The sequence below is a fragment of the Pseudoalteromonas sp. 0303 genome, assembly GCF_013349995.1.
In the GTDB taxonomy this organism is placed as follows: domain Bacteria; phylum Pseudomonadota; class Gammaproteobacteria; order Enterobacterales; family Alteromonadaceae; genus Pseudoalteromonas.
This window is the reverse complement of record NZ_JABVXF010000024.1, coordinates 1-20,525: the sequence shown is the minus strand read 5'-3', so window position 1 is coordinate 20,525 and position 20,525 is coordinate 1. Positions and strand designations below refer to the sequence as shown.

The 20,525-nt window shown below is 40.9% G+C and carries 20 protein-coding genes; 5 read left to right on the top strand and 15 right to left on the bottom strand.

Annotation, left to right across the window (positions count from 1 at the left end; translation table 11 throughout):
* Positions 1-113: 113 nt before the first annotated feature.
* From HUS62_RS15315 to murJ, 12 genes are all read right to left on the bottom strand, one after another.
* Positions 114-3,134 carry a PilC/PilY family type IV pilus protein gene (locus HUS62_RS15315; RefSeq protein WP_175080203.1) on the bottom strand — a complete coding sequence of 1,007 codons (3,021 nt, stop codon included), beginning with the start codon at positions 3,132-3,134 and terminating at the stop codon, positions 114-116.
* Between the two features lie 21 nt (positions 3,135-3,155).
* On the bottom strand, positions 3,156-3,638 hold the full coding sequence (locus HUS62_RS15310) for a pilus assembly protein PilX (RefSeq protein ID WP_175080202.1): 483 nt from the start codon (positions 3,636-3,638) through the stop codon (positions 3,156-3,158).
* Entirely contained in the window at positions 3,626-4,615 is a 990-nt protein-coding gene (locus HUS62_RS15305; RefSeq protein WP_175080201.1) for a PilW family protein, read from the bottom strand. The genes HUS62_RS15310 and HUS62_RS15305 overlap by 13 nt, the downstream gene beginning before the upstream one ends.
* Position 4,616: 1 nt before the next feature.
* Complete coding sequence (gene pilV, locus HUS62_RS15300) at positions 4,617-5,171, bottom strand: type IV pilus modification protein PilV (protein ID WP_062564361.1); 555 nt, start codon at positions 5,169-5,171, stop codon at positions 4,617-4,619.
* Between the two features lie 180 nt (positions 5,172-5,351).
* Complete coding sequence (locus HUS62_RS15295; RefSeq protein ID WP_220095046.1) at positions 5,352-6,062, bottom strand: LytTR family DNA-binding domain-containing protein; 711 nt, start codon at positions 6,060-6,062, stop codon at positions 5,352-5,354.
* Positions 6,059-7,084, bottom strand: coding sequence for a sensor histidine kinase (locus HUS62_RS15290; RefSeq protein WP_175080200.1), 1,026 nt, complete (start codon positions 7,082-7,084; stop codon positions 6,059-6,061). Before HUS62_RS15290 ends, HUS62_RS15295 begins: the two co-directional genes overlap by 4 nt.
* A 38-nt stretch (positions 7,085-7,122) precedes the next feature.
* On the bottom strand, positions 7,123-8,052 hold the full coding sequence (gene ispH / locus HUS62_RS15285) for a 4-hydroxy-3-methylbut-2-enyl diphosphate reductase (RefSeq protein ID WP_175080199.1): 930 nt from the start codon (positions 8,050-8,052) through the stop codon (positions 7,123-7,125).
* A complete protein-coding gene (fkpB, locus tag HUS62_RS15280) occupies positions 8,052-8,492 on the bottom strand; it encodes an FKBP-type peptidyl-prolyl cis-trans isomerase (protein ID WP_058585475.1) in 441 nt (146 codons plus the stop codon). The genes ispH and fkpB overlap by 1 nt, the downstream gene beginning before the upstream one ends.
* A complete protein-coding gene (gene lspA / locus HUS62_RS15275) occupies positions 8,489-8,989 on the bottom strand; it encodes a signal peptidase II (RefSeq protein ID WP_054561910.1) in 501 nt (166 codons plus the stop codon). Before lspA ends, fkpB begins: the two co-directional genes overlap by 4 nt.
* Positions 8,990-8,998: 9 nt before the next feature.
* Entirely contained in the window at positions 8,999-11,824 is a 2,826-nt protein-coding gene (gene ileS / locus HUS62_RS15270) for an isoleucine--tRNA ligase (RefSeq protein WP_175080198.1), read from the bottom strand.
* Between the two features lie 25 nt (positions 11,825-11,849).
* Entirely contained in the window at positions 11,850-12,776 is a 927-nt protein-coding gene (gene ribF, locus HUS62_RS15265) for a bifunctional riboflavin kinase/FAD synthetase (RefSeq protein ID WP_062564282.1), read from the bottom strand.
* Between the two features lie 73 nt (positions 12,777-12,849).
* Entirely contained in the window at positions 12,850-14,430 is a 1,581-nt protein-coding gene (gene murJ / locus HUS62_RS15260; RefSeq protein WP_282658478.1) for a murein biosynthesis integral membrane protein MurJ, read from the bottom strand.
* A gap of 243 nt (positions 14,431-14,673) precedes the next feature.
* Here murJ and rpsT point away from each other — a divergent pair, with 243 nt between their 5' ends.
* Positions 14,674-14,934, top strand: a complete 261-nt coding sequence (rpsT, locus tag HUS62_RS15255; RefSeq protein ID WP_054561913.1) for a 30S ribosomal protein S20 — start codon at positions 14,674-14,676, stop codon at positions 14,932-14,934.
* Between the two features lie 100 nt (positions 14,935-15,034).
* Here the strand turns inward: rpsT and HUS62_RS15250 are convergent, their stop codons facing one another.
* Positions 15,035-15,418 carry a response regulator gene (locus HUS62_RS15250; protein ID WP_054561914.1) on the bottom strand — a complete coding sequence of 128 codons (384 nt, stop codon included), beginning with the start codon at positions 15,416-15,418 and terminating at the stop codon, positions 15,035-15,037.
* A gap of 151 nt (positions 15,419-15,569) precedes the next feature.
* On the opposite strand from HUS62_RS15250, the gene HUS62_RS15245 reads away from it, so the two are divergent.
* From HUS62_RS15245 to smrA, 3 genes are all read left to right on the top strand, one after another.
* Entirely contained in the window at positions 15,570-16,013 is a 444-nt protein-coding gene (locus HUS62_RS15245) for a hypothetical protein (protein WP_175080197.1), read from the top strand.
* Positions 16,014-16,113: 100 nt separating this feature from the next.
* Complete coding sequence (locus HUS62_RS15240) at positions 16,114-16,359, top strand: hypothetical protein (protein WP_054551958.1); 246 nt, start codon at positions 16,114-16,116, stop codon at positions 16,357-16,359.
* 411 nt (positions 16,360-16,770) lie between these two features.
* Complete coding sequence (gene smrA, locus HUS62_RS15235) at positions 16,771-17,352, top strand: DNA endonuclease SmrA (protein ID WP_175080196.1); 582 nt, start codon at positions 16,771-16,773, stop codon at positions 17,350-17,352.
* Positions 17,353-17,414: 62 nt separating this feature from the next.
* On the opposite strand, the gene HUS62_RS23155 is transcribed toward smrA, so the two are convergent.
* Both HUS62_RS23155 and HUS62_RS15230 read right to left on the bottom strand, forming a co-directional pair.
* A complete protein-coding gene (locus HUS62_RS23155; protein ID WP_258535966.1) occupies positions 17,415-17,549 on the bottom strand; it encodes a hypothetical protein in 135 nt (44 codons plus the stop codon).
* A 96-nt stretch (positions 17,550-17,645) separates the two neighbouring features.
* Positions 17,646-18,566, bottom strand: coding sequence for a glyoxylate/hydroxypyruvate reductase A (locus HUS62_RS15230; protein WP_175080195.1), 921 nt, complete (start codon positions 18,564-18,566; stop codon positions 17,646-17,648).
* Positions 18,567-18,689: 123 nt separating this feature from the next.
* Here HUS62_RS15230 and HUS62_RS15225 point away from each other — a divergent pair, with 123 nt between their 5' ends.
* Positions 18,690-20,408, top strand: coding sequence for a lysophospholipid acyltransferase family protein (locus HUS62_RS15225; protein WP_175080194.1), 1,719 nt, complete (start codon positions 18,690-18,692; stop codon positions 20,406-20,408).
* Positions 20,409-20,525 lie beyond the last annotated feature (117 nt).

Sequence of the window (20,525 nt, the reverse complement as noted above, 5' to 3'; positions counted from 1 at the left end):
TAGCAATGAAAAAGTGATTATAAAAAGCATTCAACCCAGAAAAAATCCCGGGTTGAAAACACAGTTTTAATAAAGAAAAATTAAATATAAAAATCAAGCAACAAACAGTTTAATCATAAGCTATTATCATTTCTTTCTTGCTTATAAATATAACTTTGATGAACCTCTAATTTAAGTGGTTCCTCATCATAAAGCTGAACATTGCCATTTTCATCAACGCTAGGGGTAGGCCCATTAACTACTTTAGCTTCAATTTTCTCACAGTTTTCAGTACAATTTGGGTCTTTATTTGGTAATGGAAATATATACACTTCACCATCTTCAACATACATGGTTGGTGTATCTGGTAACTCTGCCGCTGTTGGGGTTCTTAACCAATCATACACTTTGGTCCCATAGTGAAGATGAAATGCATAAAGATAACCTTGCCCTTCTGCAATTGAGCACTGTGAATCCGATGAAGAACTGGTATCTGGTTTATATGTAGTAAAATAAGCAACGCCCCCTAACACGGTAGCCTTAGAGGTTGCCTTTTCACCCCACCCTAAATTATAAAACCAACCATCTTTTTCAGCTAAATCAGCTTCTAATTCAACAAAGTCTTTCAAACTGTCGGTCACTTTGGCGAACGGATCACTATTTACATTCATTAAATCTGATTGCCAAATTAAACCTGGAATTTCATCTTCTTCAAAACTTCGTGTTACCGTGTTTACATCTCGAATCATGTAGAGCTTATCAGCAACTTTTAAATTCAATGGATCTGTGCGATCACCACTGCCTATAAGTACTGCATCAAATGGGGTATCAATTCTTGAGTGAGTTGTTTCACCATCAAGTGTTGTTTCTGTTACTTTACTGAACAAAGTTCTTGAAACATATGGCTCATAAAAAAAGCGGCGGTTATTGTTGCCTAATTTTGCAAGTTGAAAGTGCGTCCAATTTTTTAGGTTGTTTGTTGCTAAATCAACTCTCCAGATCCCACCGCCAGTATCACTTGCATACAGTCTGTCAGTGTAGCCGTCGTAATCTGAATCAAGTAAATGTATGTCAGACGCTATACTATGCTCACCTTTAAAGCCACCTTCTGAGCTTGTTAACGCCCATACTTGTTTACCAGTTTCTGCATCTACAATGTATAAGCCTCGACCTTTAGAATCTGCTGAGATTGAATTATCTTTATTCGTGTCGTAACCGGCACCAAATACTAATAGCGGTCTATCTTCATAACCTTTAAGGTTGATAAATGTAATTTGAGGTTTAGACCATGTTTGTGCTAGTTCTAAAAATTTTCCATCATCACTTTTTAATGGCCCTCCCCACATCAGAGAAGGTGAATTAGGGTTAGTTATATCTAAACCGTAATAGCTGCTACCACCTCGACGTAATCCGAAAAATGCCCATACCCTGTCATCATTATTAACGATGCCGTCTTCGTTTTTATCATCAAAATAAACGGTTATTGGACCATCCACTCCATACACTTTTGTACTTTTCTTTTTATCGCGTAATGGCTTAATAATTGAATACAATTCCGCTGGCATAAATGCCCAGCTCTCGCTTAAAACATCATTTTTGTCCTGAAACATATGTAAATAACCGGCATTAGTACCAATGAGGATACGAACATCATTGTTGCCATAATCTACCGTAACAGGCTTAGAGTGCAGTACATCTCCAAAAATATCATGGCGAGAGTCGTCTGTTGAACCGTCTTTATCTTCATCATCAACATCAAGTCCTCGTGACCAATTTATGAGATCAAATACTTCATCTGGGTCAGCATTAAAATCAACGGCAGCTTTAAATCGATTCACATAGTGGATAATAACTCTATAAACCGTAAAGTTGAGCATTCGACCGCCCGATAAATTTGTGATTACTTTCCGGCCATTATTAGGGATACTCGATTGTTCTGCTAAATAAGCATTAACCCCACCTTTATCAACAGAGCCACCGTCAGTAATGAGATTGCTGTTGGATTGCCAATATGTTTTCGCTGTTGATAAAATCGCCCCATCATTACCAAGGGCGGAGTCAAGGTTAGCATCGACTACGACACCACCGGAAACTTTTAGCTTTTTAAGATTGCCTCTCCAACGAGCATTATTTGAAGGTAAAAACATAGGAAAATAAACTGCATCACGATGTGATAATTTATCTGAATTATTTGATGCTACCGTTGGCGAAGAAAAAGTTGAGTTGACTTCTCTGATATTCGCGACGACATCATCAAATGCATCACTTAGCGCTTCTGCAGACTCAGCAAAGATGTAATTACCACCACCATTATCAGCAGTCACCTGTAAAATAGCTTGTGCGTTTTTACCTAAGCCTTTACCAAAACCAATCGTGTATACATTCGCGCTATCTACAATACTCGTTGCGGGATATATGTCCCTATTTTCTTTCTCTATCCCATGAAGGATTGTTGCCATTGATGATAAATGACTGTTACCAACTGGTTCAGGTACACTACCATAAATACTTTTGTACAAGTCTTTAATAAAGTCATCTTGATCAACATCCCAATAAGGTTCACCGTCAGTCATTAATATGATATTAACGCTATTATCGCAACGAATTGGATCACCCAAGTACCGCTTGAAAGGAGAAATATACTTACCACTTTGTTCAATAGAAGTATCACGTACAACGGATTCTACTAAATTAGCATAGGATATTTCATCACCCGTTAGGTATCGCCATGCTTCTGTAATGGTTTCAACAAGGGGAGTTCCTGCCTGTAACGACGTTACATCCCAGTTTCTTATGGTATTTTTAATTTCTTTATGACTTGTACCAATTCCATGAATAACATATCCACCAGTATCTTTCATAAGCCGCATTAAACCAAATTCAATATCACTATTGTCGTTTATTAATTTAATCATCGCCTCCTGTGCGACTTCTAAACGACTTCCTTCTGGACATAGTATAAGTTTCCCCTCATTTCTACAGGCTTTGCCCGTCTCTATAGAGAATGCCATGCTATTTGATGTATCAAAAACAAGTAGTACTCGTAATTTTTCATCTTCCGCTACTTCATAATTTACATATAGATCTATATCTTCAGCATAAAGATTTTGGCAAAATACACATGCAAAAATAAAAAATAGGCTGTTTAGCTTCATTCTCATACTCGCCTTACTCCATTAATTTCCACTATTTAAGCTCAGCATTTCTTGAGCAATCCCTGTTGTAATAGTGAGGTTATGCTTACTTTTAGAGCCATATTCAATCACTGAATTAATCTCAACCATATTGCATCTTAAACCTGCAGTATCATCAAAACGCCTTGGGCACCTCAAAGCCATAGGGCCTTCATTTTTGTTAAACATAGTGTTGGAGGTGTCATTTGTATTACCTAAATCAAGGCCTGTTTCAGGAACTTGCCCTCTACTAAAGAAAAACCGGCTGTTACCTAATTTTTTTGCTTCATTAGCAATTACATTTTGTACATCACCAATTAATTCATTCTCTGCCGTTTCTCTCTCTTGAGCGGCATTTGTGATTTTAATATCTACACTACTGCTACTCATCAAAGTCACAGCAATACCGGTAATCGCAATAACCATGATCAGGGCAATAATCAATACAACGCCTTGTTGCTTATGCATCAAAGTTAAATGCGCCATAAATTTGCCCCAACGTTGTTCAAGCGGATAGTGGTCGTAAATAATGCGCGTCGGTAGTTATCGTCAAATGTGAGGACGCGGCTATTTGCATCTTCACCCAATGTATAAGTTTGATTTTTTAACTTAAGGTTTGAACCTGGTAAAAGCGATCTCACAAGTAAAAATACTTGCACAGTCAAAATACCACGGCGATTTTCCCAATCAGTGTTGGTCATCTGGCTGATACTTTTATATGTATCAACACGACTGTTATTTGTAGTATCAAGACCAAACACAAAGTGCATATTTTCTACCCCTTCCATAACGGTTTCAGTTGTCATACCGTTGTTAGGAGTTAAGCGTTTACGTCGAAGTACAGGAACAGACACTCTTTGGTCATTAATGGTGTACGTTTGCTTGGCGATGTAATAAACATGATGTCGATAACGCCAAATCGTGGCATTACCATTTACAGCTGCAGCCGCGATTGGACCGCGCTGAAACTCAGCAAGCTCTTGCTCGGCAATAAAATAGTAATAGTTATCGCTAGTATTGGCAGGTTGAATTTGTAAGCCTTCTAAAAACTTAATTTGCAGTACATCTGTATTTTTCTCAACATTGTTTATACATCCAAGGGCTGAGTTACCGGTTGTTTGCACTGCATAAACGGAGCGAAAGTTACTGGTTGCAGCCGTATCTGGAAAGCTGCCATTATTAAGGCCTTCTGAACAATCATTACCGGGATTTCCTAAACTGTTTGTATTTGCATCTGAGAAAGAGTCTTCATAAAACGTACCCCAAAAACCAATCTGTTCAATATCACGTTGCATGATATTCATAGCCAGTCTGCCAGTTTCTTGTAGCTCACCAATTGTCATCGTGTCACGAGTCGTTGCCTTCATGCTTATATAGGTAAACATCACCCCGCCGAGCACCACACCTCCGATGAATAAAGCAACCATCATCTCGACGAGAGTAAATCCATTATGCTGTTTCATATCAAGACCTTAAATAAATATAGCTTTGTAGAACAATCAAACGTCGCTTATCACCTTTAGAACCACAATCAATTGCAGCGGTATCTTTATTAGCACTAAGTTCTTGACGGCCTTGCCAACTGATCACAACCTCAATATTAAACTCACTGGCATTGCCTGCAGCAACGGGAGTACTACTAATGCACACAGTTGCATCGTCTAAAGCGCCAGTGTTTTCACGAGCCTGAATTGCACGCACCCACTGTTGTTTATCTAATTCTGCCAATTGCTGAGCACTACATGCTGAGTTATAGCAACTCAAACTCGTATTTAGAGCTGTATCACTATCGAAAGTGCCATTATATAACGCTGCAAAGCCAGGTGAGTCGTTCGCTCGCATACGCTGGATAATGTCATTACCTAGAGCTACAGCAGCTGCACGCTGCATAGAATCAAAGCTTGCCTGCTTCGCTTTTGCTTGCAGGGCCACCGCGCCTAATAAACCAAAGCTTAAAATAACAAAGGCAATAAGTACTTCTATAAGGGTAAAGCCTTGCTGCTCAGAATGTTTAATCATGGTAAGTTTCATGGATACTTTTACATACATTAAGAGTATTACGGCACAAATAAATAACAACCTGTATATGGACGAGCGGTCAAAATGCGCGATAAACGGTACTTAACCTTACTCAAAGTTAGATAATGACTAATAAAGAAAGTAATTATTGAAGATGAGATGCAGCAATGTAGATTTTTATTATTTACCCATTACAGCTTTAACATTTTTTAGCTCTCGGCGACTAACTGCCAAAGGCTCTTCAAACTGCTTCATCGTAACTGTATGCCCACCTGAAGATGGAGTATTAAGGCTAACAATATGTTGCTTATTCACAAGGGTATTTCGATGAATTCTAAGTAGCTGCAGCGGATAGCTTTGCTCTAGTTGCTTTAAACTTTGCTCAACAAGTGCCTCACCTTCAAAAAACACTACTCGGGTATATTTTTGCTCTGCGATACAGCAAACCACATCATCTACATTAACTCGTCGTATTACACCTGCAAGTTGATAACTAATGTAGTTATTTTCGGGGGCGGTTACTTGAGTACGGTTTAATTTACTCAGTTGCGTCATTGCTTTGGTTAATGCCTGCTCAGACACAGGTTTAACTAGATAGCCATCAACAGCGAGCTCAAATGCAGTTAGAGCATGTTCTGAATGGGCCGTTAAAAACATAACTGCAGGCGGGATCGAAAACTGTTTTAGCTCTGCAGCCACCTCAAGGCCGGACTGCTTAGGCATATTAATATCAAGCATCACTAAATCGGGCTGTAGTTGCTTACAAAGTTCAATTGCTTGCTCACCATTACTTGCTTCACCAACAATAGTGCAACCCTCATTTGCAGCTAATAAACGTTTTATACGTGCCCTTGCTAGTGGTTCATCATCAGCAATCAAAACTTTTATCATGCATTCCTCTGCTTTGGTATTACCAGCTTCACTCTAAATACATCATCACGAATTGTGGTCGTCAGCTGTGCTTTTTGTTGATAGAAAAGCGCCAAACGTTGGCGGATATTATCCAGTGCCATCCCATTTCCTGTTCGTGAGTTATTCACTTCTGCAGCTACAGGATTCATTATAATAAAGGTATAAGCTTTATCCGATTGATGCATTTCAACAGAAATATTGCCTTGTTCTGCTGGCTCGACGCCATAAAATACAGCATTTTCAATAATCGGCTGTATTGTTAAACACGGTATATCAATGTCTGGCAACTCACCAGGCAATTTCCAGCTTAATGCTAGGCGTTCGCCATAGCGCCAACGTTCAAGTGCCACATACTGCTGGCATAAAGTGATTTCATCAGCAAGCTTTATGGCTTTACCGCTGCGCATTGCGGCCTGCGACAGCGCCGCCAGCGCCAAAATTGCTTGTTCAGCCGCCTCAGCATCATAGTGGGTAAGCTCAGCAGCAGTGTTTAAACTATTAAACAAAAAGTGAGGGCGTATTCTTGCTTGTAATGCATCAAGTTCAGCCTGCGCTAACGCTTTCGTTTGTTGCTCTTTTTGATTATGAATAAGCAGGAATTGGCTGAACAACGCGGTGACCAAAAATATGATCAGTAAATTACTGACAATAAAGTGAGCTCTCGACTCCATAGCGAACACATCTGAAAACACAGACAAAAACAGCCAGCTAAAAACAGATGTTAATGCCAGTAAAGTGGATATCAGAATGAATAACTGTTTAGGGTGCGACAGCTTTGTAAGTAAGGCTCGGCACACATACAGTAGCGATAAGCTTGAAAGAAAGATTAGATGTAGAAAGCAACTAAATATAGCAAGGCGTAACCAAACATCACCTAAGCTCATGGGTGAGAAGGCGAGCAAAATAGCGATGACTTGGCTGACGATCAGTGTGGCAAGGACACCACGAGATTGAAAAAGAGCCGCAATCAGCAAGCCGTTAGAATTAGGCTGTTTGCTCATGGGCTCCTCTTTTAACTGTTGACTACTATTTGCTTAGATTAGCGTAGCTCAACAGGAACGGCAAATACTATGTTCTCTTCTTCACCAGGATTTTCAACAACTTGATTACCACCCAATTCTTTTAGACGAGTAATAACCTGTTGAACTAAAACTTCTGGTGCAGATGCACCTGCAGTTACACCCACGGCATTTACACTGTTAAACCAATCCGCTTCAACATTACTCGCATCATCAATTAAATAAGCAGTGGTGCCCATTTTGTCAGCAAGTTCACGTAAACGATTTGAGTTAGAGCTATTTTTAGCCCCCACTACAAGCAGTACATCCACTTTATCTGCTAAATCTCGAACTGCATCTTGACGGTTCTGCGTAGCATAACAAATGTCATCTTTACGCGGGCCATCAATCGCCGGAAACTTAGTACGAAGTGCATCAATCACATCTGCCGTATCATCTACAGATAACGTCGTTTGGCTACAGTAAAACAGGTTTTCAGGGTTTTTAACCGTTAGGTCAGCAACATCTTCAGGAGTTTCTACTAAGTAAATACCACCTGCTTCGTTGTCGTACTGCCCCATTGTGCCTTCTACTTCTGGATGGCCATGGTGACCAATTAGCACACACTCAGTGCCTTTACGGCTAGCGCGTGTAACTTCCATATGCACCTTTGTTACCAGTGGGCAGGTTGCATCAAACACTTTAAGGTCACGTCGCTTTGCTTCACTACGAACAGCTTGCGAAACACCATGCGCACTGAAGATAACAATGCTGTCGTCAGGAACCTGGTCTAGCTCTTCAACAAACACAGCACCGCGATTTTTTAAGCCATCAACAACATATCTGTTGTGAACGACTTCATGGCGCACATAAATTGGCTTTTCAAAGATATCCAGTGCACGCTCCACAATGCTAATTGCACGGTCTACACCCGCGCAAAAGCCACGTGGATTCGCTAATAAAATGTCCATTAACCTGTTACCTCTAAAATATCAACTTCAAAGGTTAAGCGCTGCCCTGCAAGAGGGTGGTTAAAGTCAATCGTGACTGAGTCACCTTGAACTTCACGAACAAGACCCGGAAGCTCAGTGCCATCAGGCTGAGTAAAGGCAATGATATTACCTACTTCAGCAGGAGTGTCTGCACCAAACTTGCTGCGATCAACATAATAAATGTTATCTGGATTTGGTTGACCAAATGCATCTTCTGGCTCTAATGCAAATGACTTACTGTCACCAGCAGATAAACCAAGTAAACACTTTTCAAAGTTTGCTGTCAGGCTACCATCACCCATTCGCAATTTTGCAGGTTTATTATGTACCTTAGTTGAATCGGCTGCTGAGCCGTCTTCTAACTTAATTGAGAAATGAAAGATCACTTCAGAGTTTTCACCAATTACAGCTTGGCTCATGCTTGTTGCTCCTTAGGACTTTCGCCTGTGAAGGCATCAAATAAAAGTAATGCGGCACCGATACAAATTGCACAATCGGCAATATTAAAAACAGGAAAGTGCCAGTTTTCGTAATATACATGCAGGAAGTCAATGACATAGCCATAAGCGATGCGGTCATATAAATTGCCAATTGCACCAGCTAACACTAACGCATAAGCAGAGCATAACACCTTGTTCGACGCTGGTAAGCGTTTAAGCCACCACACTAAAAGCACACTGATCGACACTGCAATCAAACTAAAGAACCAGCGCTGCCAACCACCTGAATCACTTAAAAAGCTGAAGGCTGCACCATAGTTATGTACATAAGTGAAATTAAAGAACGGCAGAATATCTATCGACTCTTCGTAGGCCATGGTACTAACGACAAGTGACTTTGTCGCATAGTCTACTACCAAAAGTAGTAGACTAAGCCATAACCAAACCAAGCCACTTTTTCCGGCTAGTTTGCTCACAAACAACTCCTATGCGAACTGACGCTGTTCACCATCGCCATCAACATTGCTTACACAACGGCCACAGATTTCAGGGTGAGCAGGATCAGCACCTACATCATCACAGTAATGCCAACAACGCTCACACTTTTCAGCGGATGTTGCAGCAACTTTAATGAATAAACCATCGATTTCTGTCGCTTGCGTATCTTCTGGCTGTGCTGTCACAGTTTCAACAGTTACGCCTGAAGTTAATAATACAAAGCGTAACTCATCACCTAATGCAGCTAGTTTCGCGCTTAGCTCTTCACCTGCGTAAATACTTACGTTTGCTTGTAGAGTTGCACCAATAACTTCTTCTTTACGAGCTGCTTCCAGTACACGGTTTACTTCATCACGAACATTAAGGATTGTTAACCAATCATCGTTGCTGAATTTACCTTGTGAAGATGCTTGTAAGCCATCGTACCACACTGAAGTGAATACAAATTTGTCACGCTCACCTGGTAATGCTTCCCAAATTTCTTGCGCGGTGAAGCTTAAAATCGGTGCCATCCAACGCGTCATTGCTTCGGCAATGTGGTAAAGCGCAGTTTGACATGAACGACGCGCGTGGCTGTCGCTTTTCGCTGTATATTGACGATCTTTGATTACGTCTAGGTAGAACGAACCAAGTTCACCAGTACAGAAGTTCATTAGCTTTTGCGTCACAAGCAACATTTGATACTTGTCATAAGCCGCTAAGATTTCATCTTGAAGCTCAGCTGCACGACCAACAATCCAACGGTCAAGCTCAACCATGTCTTCGATGGCGACTTGATCCGTTTTAGGATCAAAACCATTTAGGTTCGCAAGTAAGTAACGGCTCGTGTTACGAATACGACGATAACGGTCAGCTGAACGTTTAAAGATTTCATCAGATACAGTCATTTCAGCTGTAAAGTCAGTTGATGCAACCCATAAACGTAAGATGTCAGCACCTAGTTTGTTCATCACGTTTTGTGGCGAAATTACGTTGCCTAATGATTTAGACATCTTACGGCCATTTTCATCAACCGTGAAACCATGTGTTAGCACTTGTTTATATGGCGCATGACCATTGATAGCAACCGATGTCATCATTGACGACATAAACCAACCACGGTGTTGGTCAGAACCTTCTAAGTAAAGATCAGCAGGACCGGTTAAATCTTCACGTGCATCAACCACACATGCGTGAGTCACACCTGAGTCAAACCATACATCTAGCGTATCTTGTACTTTCATGTATTGCTCAGCGTCATCGCCAAGTAAAGTAGCTGGGTCTAAGTCATACCAAGCTTGAATACCTGATTTTTCAACCAATTTCGCAGCTTCTTCGATAAGCTCTTGTGTATTCGGGTGAAGCGCACCAGTGTCTTTATCAACGAATAATGCAATTGGCACACCCCATGTACGTTGACGTGAAATACACCAATCAGGACGGCCTTCAACCATATTTGCAATGCGGCTCTCGCCCCACTCCGGTAACCACTCAGTCTTTTTGATTTCGCTTAATGAATCTTGACGAAGGTTAGCTTGGTCCATACTTACGAACCACTGTGGCGTAGCACGGAAGATAATAGGTGTTTTGTGACGCCAACAATGTGGGTAGCTGTGCGTAAGCGCATGATGATGCAATAACGCATTGTTTTCAGTTAATACGTCAATAACGCTCGCATTCGCTTTAAATACGTGCTGACCTGCAAAGATTGGTGTGTCAGGTAAGTAAACACCGTTAGCACCAACTGGGTTAGCTACTTCTAAACCATAAGCAAGACCTGCCGCGAAATCCTCTTGACCATGACCAGGTGCAGTATGAACAACACCAGTACCAGAATCAGTCGTTACGTGATCAGCAACAATCACAGGCACTGTGAAGTCATAGAATGGGTGAGCAACCTGTAAGTTCTCAAGTGCAGCACCTTTTACATAACCGAGTACGTGGTAATGTTTGAAGCCATAACGGTCCATTGCATCTTTTACTAGCTCAGAACCTAAAATTAGACGTTGCTGCGCACCTTCGTCATCAATTTGAACAAGGGCATATTCAAGCTTTTCGTGAACCGCTACTGCACGGTTAGCTGGTAATGTCCAAGGTGTTGTTGTCCAGATAACTGTACTAACTGCACCTATACCTTCATGGCCTTCAGCAAGTTCAAACGCATTGATTACAGCATCTTGATCAGCAAACTGAAAACGCACATCGATTGCTGGAGACTGTTTATCTTGGTATTCAACTTCCGCTTCAGCAAGTGCTGAACCACAATCTGTACACCAGTGAACAGGCTTAGCACCTTTGTGTAAGTGACCATTTTTAATGATGCGACCAAGTACACGAATTGCATTCGCTTCAAAGTCAAAGTTCATTGTTAAGTAAGGCTTGTCCCAGTCACCAAATACACCAAGACGTTTAAAGTCTGTTTTTTGACCTTCGACTTGTTTTTTTGCGTATGCGCGACATTTTTCACGGAACTCAGCAGCAGATACCTTCACACCTGGCTTGCCTACTTTCTTTTCAACCATTAATTCAATTGGTAAACCGTGACAGTCCCAACCCGGCACGTAAGGTGCGTCGAAGTCAGACAAAGTTTTTGACTTAACAATAATATCTTTAAGAATTTTGTTTACCGAGTGGCCTAAATGGATATCACCGTTTGCATACGGAGGACCGTCATGCAAAATGAAGGTTTTTTTACCTTTTTTAGCGCTGCGAATTTGACCGTAAAGATCGTCTTCATACCATGTCTTAAGCATCTTTGGTTCACGTTGTGCCAAATTGCCGCGCATTGGAAACGCTGTTTCCGGTAAATTCAAAGTATGTTTGTAGTCGCTCATTAATCCTACTTTCCGTATCGGCTACCTAATTTAAACCAAAACACTGCTTAGCGGCGGTTACATCATCTGCAATCTGCGCCGTCAGTTGTGTTAATGTCTCGAATTTTTTCTCATCGCGAAGCTTTTTAATTAGCTCCACGTGCATAAATTGTCCGTAAATGTCTTGCGCAAAGTCGAAAAGATGGACTTCTAACAATGCGCGTGTTCCATTAAATGTGGGTTTGTTGCCAATATTTGCAACCCCATATAATTCTTTATCACCAACTTTTGCTCGAACCGCAAATACCCCATTTACAGGGCATACTTGGCGTTTTAGAGCTATATTGGCGGTTCTGAACCCTAATTCACGACCTTTCGCCCAGCCATGAATAACACGTCCAGAAATCGCATAACCATGACCTAACATAGTTTTTGCATCTTCTAATTGCCCTGCAGCAAGCGCATGGCGAATAAGGGTACTACTTACTCTATCATTGAGTCTGCGAAAACTTGCAGTACTTTTCACATCCATGTTCAGCTCAGCGCCCATGGTTTTTAGTAACGCAAAATCGCCACGACGACGTTTGCCAAAACAAAAGTCATCACCAACAGTTAATGCTTTAACGCCTAGCTTTTCAACTAATACTTGGCTGACAAACTGTTCTGCTTCCATGTTGGCAAATTGCTGATTAAAGCTAATGCAAATCACTCGCTCCACGCCTAATTTAGCAAGCAAACTGAGCTTATCACGTAGTCGAGTTAAACGCGCGGGTGCATTATCTTTAGCAAAAAACTCTTGTGGCTGAGGCTCAAATAACATCACGGTACTTGGCAATTGATGCTTTTCTGCGTCTTGCAGCAAGCCTTTAATCACTTCTGCATGACCTAAGTGCACGCCATCAAAATTACCAATGGTCAACACACAGCCATAATGCTGCGCGCGAATATTGTGAATACCTCTAATTAACTCCATGCCACCTTTTTGCCTTTATCAGCGAGCCCAAAACATTGATATCGGGCTTGAAGCGCCGATTATAATCTTTTTTTTAGTTTGATTCAGTAGTTGCAACACTTTTTATCGTATTTAGTCGCACACCTAAAATGAATAAGGCCGCAAAGTAAACAAAAACAGCCAGCACTAATAACCCACTCAACAGCAGTACTTGTTCAGTAAAGTACCATGTTTTCCACGCAAATTGCTGGCCAACATACCACACTGCAGCAGCCATTAATAAACTTGAAAACAAACACTTAAAGGTGAAACCAAGGCTCATCGCAGAAAACTGATAAACGCCTTCTTTACGTAGTTGATGGTACAACAAATAGGCATTACAACTGGCCGACATCGCGGTTGCTAACGCTAACCCCAAATAGCCAATAAAGGGCGCTAGCATAATGTTAAACACCATATTTAACACCAGTGTTTTAATGCCTATTTTTACCGGTGTTTTAGTATCTTGACGTGAATAAAAACCCGGAGCTAACACCTTGATTAACATAAAGCTAACCAGTCCCACTGAGTAGGCCATCACACCGTAACTTACCGCTTTTACATGATCAATTTCACCGTTTTGAAACGCACCATGATCAAATAAAACCGTAATAATGAGCGGGCTTATCACCATTAAGCCAAACATGGCTGGCAAGCCTAAGAAAATAACAAACCTCACCCCCCAGTCGAGGGTTAGTTGAAAATCTTTTGTGCTATTGGTGCTATGTAACTTAGACAATGCAGGCAATATGACCGTTGCTATACCGATACCGAATAAGCCAAGAGGAAACTCAATTAAACGGTCTGAGTAGTAGAGCCACGCGATAGAGCCGGTCATCAACATAGAGGCGATCATGGTGTCGAGTAACAGGTTTATTTGACTGATAGACACGCCAAACAAGGCTGGCAGCATAAGTTTTCGGACTTTCTTAACGTTTTCATCTTGCCAGCCCCATTTAGGCCGGCTCAACATACGGGCACGATACAAAAATGGCAACTGGAACAATAACTGTACTAAGCCCCCTACAAACACGCCGATGGCAAGCGCATATGCTCCCACTGAAAATTTATCGTGTAGAAAAACAGCACACGTGATAATTGACACATTCAACAGCACAGGCGTAAATGCAGCCACAGCAAAGCGATTATATACGTTCATAACCGCACCACTCAGGGCAACCAGGCTCACAAAAAATAAATAAGGGAAAGTCAGTTTTAACAGTGCACTGGCAAGCACGAACTTTTCGCCATTTTCGCCTCCTTGCCACCAATCGATAAACCAGCCAGTTCCGAATAAGGCCGCTATCACAGGGGAAGCAATCACCCCAAACAAGGTGACAATTAATAAAATAGTACCTAACGTACCGGCAGCTTGAGCAACAAACAGCCTGACTTTATCATCGCCTTGTTGTTCTTTTATCTCAGATAAAACCGGCACAAAAGCTTGGGCAAAGGCTCCTTCGGCAAACAAACGTCTTAAAAAGTTAGGAATTCGATTGGCAAACAAAAACACATCCGCAGCAGCACTGGCACCTAGCAGATTTGCCACAACAGCATCTCGCACTAACCCTAAAATACGCGAGATCATCGTCATTGCACTAACAATCATCCCAGAACGAAATAATCCTTTTGCCACCTTAAACCCATTATCAAAAAACTTCTAAGATGGGCGATTATGCCTAAAATATCTTTAAAGCACTAGGCTCGAACCCGACCCTTTGTTACAATAGCGATATTAACTGCTAAAGCGGCAAATTGATGTTCGTTATAAGGAGCAGTTTTTCTTGAGATGTCAAAATTTCGTTGACATTCATGATAAAAACAGGCATATTCCACGGCCTTTAAATTAAGCTTATTTTAAGATTGTTAGGAGCAAACCTTGGCTAACATCAAGTCTGCAAAAAAACGCGCTATTACGAGCGAAAAAAATCGTCAACATAACGCAAGCCGTCGTTCAATGATGCGTACTTACTTCAAAAAAGTAGTTACTGCTATTGAAGCGGGCGACAAAGAAGCTGCACAAGCAGCATTCGCTGTTGCAACACCTATCCTAGACCGTTACGCAACTAAAGGTCTAATCCACAAGAACAAAGCAGCTCGTCATAAGAGCCGTTTAGCAGCTAAAATCAAAGCGCTATAATTTGTTTTTGATGAATATATAAAAAACCGGCTTATGCCGGTTTTTTTTTATTTAGAATTTAACAAAGTAATCGCTCAATTTACCTCATTAAATTAATTAGCTAGACAATTTCCAGCTCAGGGTAAAACTTCTTCAGCATCGCTGCAATTTTCTTAGGTGTAAAAGGTTTAACAACAAATCCTTTAGCCCCCTTTTCGATCGCCTCTTTAACATTTTCTACTGTCGAATGAGCCGAAACCATGACCACATTTGCTTCAGGCGAAATTTCGTTGATTTGCGAGATAATCTCTTTGCCGTCACCATCGGGTAATTCAATATCTAAAAAGATAATATTGAACTCTTTTTCTTTACATGCGCTTAAACACTGCGCGGCCGTAGAAGCCTCACGCACATTATCGATACCTAGGTGCATTAATGTTTGATTTAAAAAACTGCGAACTGTGCCTACGTCGTCCACAATAAGAATTGAAAGCTGCGTATCCATACTATTCCTCTTAAACTATGAAGATAAACACTCATTGCACTGTAGAGTGTAACGCATTTAAGCTATAAGTGATTTGAATTTGACTATTATATCAAAAACTTCGTTATAATCTCATTATAGAGACCTATGTTTAAAAGGCCAGATAAGCTTTATGTCTAATAAAATAAAAAAACAATCTTTGCTTGGTAAAACACCTGCACGAAAAAAACCAACACAAGCAAAGCGCCAAAGACCATCCCCCCAGCAACAAGCGCGTGCACAAGCTGCGCAGCAAAGCGTTCCTGAAGTCGAACTTAAAAAAAGTAAAACACGGTGGTACGCGCTCGCAGCAGTTGTATTAATTCTGCTAATTACGCCCAAACCTGTGTTAATCACTTATGAAAAGCTAGGTATGGTCTCACAAAGTATATTTTGGCCAGGGGTTTTTGGCTATGGTGCAAACTTATTTGATTCAACCCTCAGCCCCCGTGCAGACCTAAGCCGCAACATTATTTACCTGTGCCAAGATAAGCGCAAACCAGATACCTGCCAGAAGTATCGCGTGACAGAGCAAAGTGGATTTTTTGCGGCCATGAAAAAGCTGATAATGGATTAAAAAATCTAATCCGAAAATTTAAAATTACTTGGTTGAAAGCTGTGTAAAAGATCACCATAATGGCGCTCCTTTTTCAACACAGACACGATCAGATACGACCATGCTAAACGAGCTAGATTGGCTTTTAAACTTAACGTTACTTGCACTAGGACTAGGTGCATTTTTTATTAACCAGCTTACATTACTGCGTTTTGCAGCGATTAGCGCGTGTAGTTTATTATTTTTATCGTTTAGTTTAGATCTGATGTCATCAAGCGTTATCTCAAATATGAGCTTGGTGTTGATCAACACATTTTATTTATTCAAGGTCTACACATTTGGCCAATTGAATATCAATCAAGGTTAATCTTCTCCTAAGATAAATTGATAGAATAGGCTATCCCATCTATCAGCTTTTATGCCCAAGCAGCCCTCTGCTTGGGCTTTTTTTTACTTACAAAATGATTGAACTGAGATACCATTAATGGCGTACATATACCCAAGCCACCTCAAGATGCAGAATTCAGCGTTTCACAGGTGCTTAATATCAAGGCGTTACTTTGCAAGAATGGTGGTCCCTTTTAAGAAGTAACAACGATGAGAGTAAGTGCCTGTGAAACGCCCAGAGGGTTGGTTTAAAAGCGATTTATACTGCGTTATTGATTTTAACAATAGAACCACTATTATTTGCAATCAATGCCTTGCCTAAATCGCTTTTAATTCCAACTGAAACTCGCACCTTGAGGTGGTTTGGGTATAATTAATTTGGAGGTACCTTATGTCATTAAACGACTTCGACTTATTTCTCTCATCAATGGAAGACGTAAAACCTCTTAAGCATGACACTGTTCAATTTGATTCCACGAAACAGGGCCCTTCTTTAGCGCAACAAGAAAAACGTAAAGCAGCTGAGTGTGATTTAGCAATTGATGAAAACTATTTACGTACTGAATTCGTTGAGCTATTAGATCCTCATGCCATATTGGCATTTAAAAAAGATGGCGTACAAGGCCAAGTATATAAAAATCTGCGCTTAGCTAAATATCAACTCGATGCCACGCTTGATTTGCATGGTCAGCCTCTTCAACGAGCGCGCAGTACGCTTTTTAATTTTATTGATGACTGCCATAAACGAAATATTCGTGTCGTACTAATTCGCCATGGTATTGGTATCAAAAATAAATCACAGCCGGGTATTTTAAAGAGCTATGCCAATAAGTGGCTGCAAGAAATTCCAGCGGTTTTAGCCTTTCATAGCGCCCTTAAGCATCATGGTGGTAGCGGTGCGACGTATGTGATGATTAAAAAGTCAGACGAGAAGAAACACGAGAACAGAGAAATCCATTCAAAAAGAAGTTAATAGAATAAGTGATTGAAGTGCAGCATAAAAACATGCTGCACATATTAACTGTGATTGGTTGGTTATGATTGGCTTACTTCAATAGCCTGAGCTGGCTGCTCCGACGCATTCGCTTGATTAAACCATGCTGAAACACCAAGAACGATTACTGACACTACGACTAGACTAAATTTAGCTCCACCTTGATTAGATTTCATAACGCCTCTTTTTTATTGTTGTTTTTTATTGAGCAACAACAGAATAGCAAAGTTACAGATGTTAACAAGGTGTATATTAAACTAATTTGTAATTTGTCAATAACCTTTTATTCTATCAACCTGATTTATTAGATTTTTACCTTCAATTAATCTTTTGACATTACCCGCAATTTGCAAAGTCACAGTCTCTAAATCTGACAATGCAGCACAGTGAGGTGTTAAGGTCACCTTTTCATGAGACCAGTAAGCATGCGACTTAGGTAAAGGCTCTTCGCTGAACACATCAAGGGTAGCGCCGCGTAATTGCTCACTATCAAGTGCTTCAAGCAAATCTTCATCGACAACATGCTTGCCTCTGGCAACATTAATAAGCACCGCATGATTTTGCAATTTACTTAGCAGTGATTTGTTAATGATACCCTGAGTGTGTTGGTTAAGTGGCAGCAAGCACACGAGATAATCAAGTTGACCAAGCATGTCATCTAACCCCTGCTGTGTGTAATAGGTACTTACTTCAGCATCGTGTTTTTCACTATTAGACCAAGCACTCACTCTAAAGCCATTTGCGAGTAACCGCTTAGCACAGACTTTACCTAGTTCACCATAACCCAAAATACCCACATGTTGATGTGAATACGCTCGCTTTGGCTTCCAAGTACTGGCTGATTGTTTTAAATAATATTCTTTGAGTCTCAGCTTGTGTGCCAACACATGGGTCAGCACGTACTCTGCCATATCATTTGCAAGATTATCATCAACAATTCTAACAACGGGGACGTGCGCCGCTATCTTTGTTAAGTCGATGCTATCAACGCCAGCCCCAAATGAAGAAACCGCTTTTAAATTTACCAGCTTAGGCCATAAATCAGCAGGGGCATTCCAAGCCAATACAAACTCCACGGCTTGGTAATCAGTGCATTCAGACCAAAGCTGCACGTCAACCTCTGGTAATAACGCTTGTAATCGGGCAATTAATTGGCTGCAATCTCGGCCTGTTACAGCTACAAGTAAAATCATTGTCTTCTCCATTTTGCCTCGTACTCGAAGCGCTCTTTAAAAAGTCACACAACTGCAACCTAACTGTCACAGCGAACTCTTACCCTAACCTCATCGCTGAATGCGTTTATGTTTGAGGTTTGTATGATCAGTGTTGATAAAGTAATAGAAGCAAATTTACCACAGTTAGAAAATTCACCAAAAGTAAAAGGCTTAGTAAAGAAAGGTCTGGGTTATTTATTACATGAGCAAGAGTTTGTTGCCTTTGGTGATGCATACCCACACTTACAAGGACTTGAGTTTGTAGAGCAAGTACTTGATGAGCTAGACTTTGACACGCGCTACAAGCCAAAGCAAATGGAACATATTCCTAGTGAAGGTAATGTCGTTATTGTCGCTAACCACCCTATCGGCTCTCTTGATGCATTAGCGCTAATCAAAGTCTTATCAAGTGTACGCCCTAACTTAAAAGTCGTTGCAAACCGCATGCTGATGTCAATCACTCCGATGCACTCGTTACTCCTTCCCGTTGATAACCTCTCTGGTACAAGTAAAAAGAAAGAACTTGCTAATATCCAAAAGCATTTAAAATCAGACGGTGCGTTATTAATCTTTCCTGCAGGTGAGGTGTCACGCTTAAGTCCAACTGGTATTAAAGACTGTAAATGGAATACTGGCTTTTTACGTATGGCAAAGAAAGCCAACGCACCTATTTTGCCTATTTACATTAAAGCGAAAAACAGCCCATTATTTTACGGCACCTCAATGATCTACAAACCCTTAGCCAGTTTGCTGTTAGTCAAAGAGATGTTTAAACAACGACAAAAATCATTAGAGTTTGAAATTGGCGCGTCCATCCCACCTGAGTCATATTTAATCGAGAATTTAAAAGACAAAGAAATAGCTCAGCTGATAAGAAAGCAGTTGTATCGACTCATCACAAAAAAGCCTCTGCCGTTAAAAACGCAAACCCCTATTGCCAGTCCAGAAGCAACGAAAGACCTTAAAAAAGCCATTGAAGAGTGTGAGTTATTGGGAGAAACCTCTGATGGTATGAAAATTTACTTTTATCAATACTGTGGTAGCTCACCGATTTTCCGTGAACTGGGGCGACTACGTGAAATTGCGTTTCGGGCAGTCGGTGAAGGCAGTGGCAAACGCCGAGATATAGATAAATACGACATGGATTATCAACACCTTGTACTGTGGGATGCTAAGCAACTTGAACTAGTCGGCGCATACCGACTTGCCTGCGCACAAGACATTATAGAAAAACATGGCCGCAAAGGTTTATATACCGACAGCCTATTTAGCTACAGCGATGATATGGCGCCGTATTTTGAAAAGGGCATTGAGCTTGGTCGCAGCTTTGTGCAACCCAAATACTGGGGTAGAAAGAGCCTAGACTATTTGTGGTTTGGCATTGGCGCATTTGTGAACCGCTACCCGCAATACCGCTATTTGTTTGGCGCAGTTAGCGTATCTAACGCACTCCCCGAGCAAGCTAAATCACTACTCGTTCATTATTACCAGCATTATTATGGTGCTAAACAAGTGTTAGCTATCCCCAAGAATGAATATCGCCATACCGAATCACAAAAAAAGCAATGTGCTCAGTTATTTGCTGGGGATGATATTAAAGAAGACTTTGTTGAACTTAAGCATGTACTTGCCAATATCGGCGCGCAAGTCCCAACCCTATTTAAACAATACACAGAGCTTTGCGAACCTGGTGGCGTACAATTTTTAAGTTTTAGCATCGATCCTGAGTTTAATAACTGCATCGATGGTTTAGTGCTTGTCGACTTAGATAAAGTGAAAGCGAGTAAAGCCAAACGATACTTAGGGCAGACACGCGAATAGTCGTTATAAAATAGCTAAAAAAAAAGTCGGCACGCTCGCCTAATGCTGATCAGTTAAGAAGTTGATCAGTTGACCGATCAGAATGATCATGCACAATCCGTAGTTAGGCAACTAACT

Bases quoted from the DNA above. Each gene is read 5' to 3' on its own strand.
- smrA (WP_175080196.1), top strand. From the start codon at position 16,771: ATGTCATTAAACGACTTCGACTTATTTCTCTCATCAATGGAAGACGTA.
- HUS62_RS15250 (WP_054561914.1), bottom strand. From the start codon at position 15,418: ATGGATACGCAGCTTTCAATTCTTATTGTGGACGACGTAGGCACAGTT.
- ispH (WP_175080199.1), bottom strand. From the start codon at position 8,052: ATGGACATTTTATTAGCGAATCCACGTGGCTTTTGCGCGGGTGTAGAC.
- ribF (WP_062564282.1), bottom strand. From the start codon at position 12,776: ATGGAGTTAATTAGAGGTATTCACAATATTCGCGCGCAGCATTATGGC.
- HUS62_RS23155 (WP_258535966.1), bottom strand. From the start codon at position 17,549: ATGAAATCTAATCAAGGTGGAGCTAAATTTAGTCTAGTCGTAGTGTCA.
- pilV (WP_062564361.1), bottom strand. From the start codon at position 5,171: ATGATTAAACATTCTGAGCAGCAAGGCTTTACCCTTATAGAAGTACTT.
- HUS62_RS15240 (WP_054551958.1), top strand. From the start codon at position 16,114: ATGCTAAACGAGCTAGATTGGCTTTTAAACTTAACGTTACTTGCACTA.
- HUS62_RS15315 (WP_175080203.1), bottom strand. From the start codon at position 3,134: ATGAAGCTAAACAGCCTATTTTTTATTTTTGCATGTGTATTTTGCCAA.
- HUS62_RS15305 (WP_175080201.1), bottom strand. From the start codon at position 4,615: ATGAAACAGCATAATGGATTTACTCTCGTCGAGATGATGGTTGCTTTA.
- HUS62_RS15230 (WP_175080195.1), bottom strand. From the start codon at position 18,566: ATGATTTTACTTGTAGCTGTAACAGGCCGAGATTGCAGCCAATTAATT.
- fkpB (WP_058585475.1), bottom strand. From the start codon at position 8,492: ATGAGCCAAGCTGTAATTGGTGAAAACTCTGAAGTGATCTTTCATTTC.
- HUS62_RS15310 (WP_175080202.1), bottom strand. From the start codon at position 3,638: ATGGCGCATTTAACTTTGATGCATAAGCAACAAGGCGTTGTATTGATT.
- HUS62_RS15225 (WP_175080194.1), top strand. From the start codon at position 18,690: ATGATCAGTGTTGATAAAGTAATAGAAGCAAATTTACCACAGTTAGAA.
- ileS (WP_175080198.1), bottom strand. From the start codon at position 11,824: ATGAGCGACTACAAACATACTTTGAATTTACCGGAAACAGCGTTTCCA.
- HUS62_RS15245 (WP_175080197.1), top strand. From the start codon at position 15,570: ATGTCTAATAAAATAAAAAAACAATCTTTGCTTGGTAAAACACCTGCA.
- HUS62_RS15295 (WP_220095046.1), bottom strand. From the start codon at position 6,062: ATGATAAAAGTTTTGATTGCTGATGATGAACCACTAGCAAGGGCACGT.
- HUS62_RS15290 (WP_175080200.1), bottom strand. From the start codon at position 7,084: ATGAGCAAACAGCCTAATTCTAACGGCTTGCTGATTGCGGCTCTTTTT.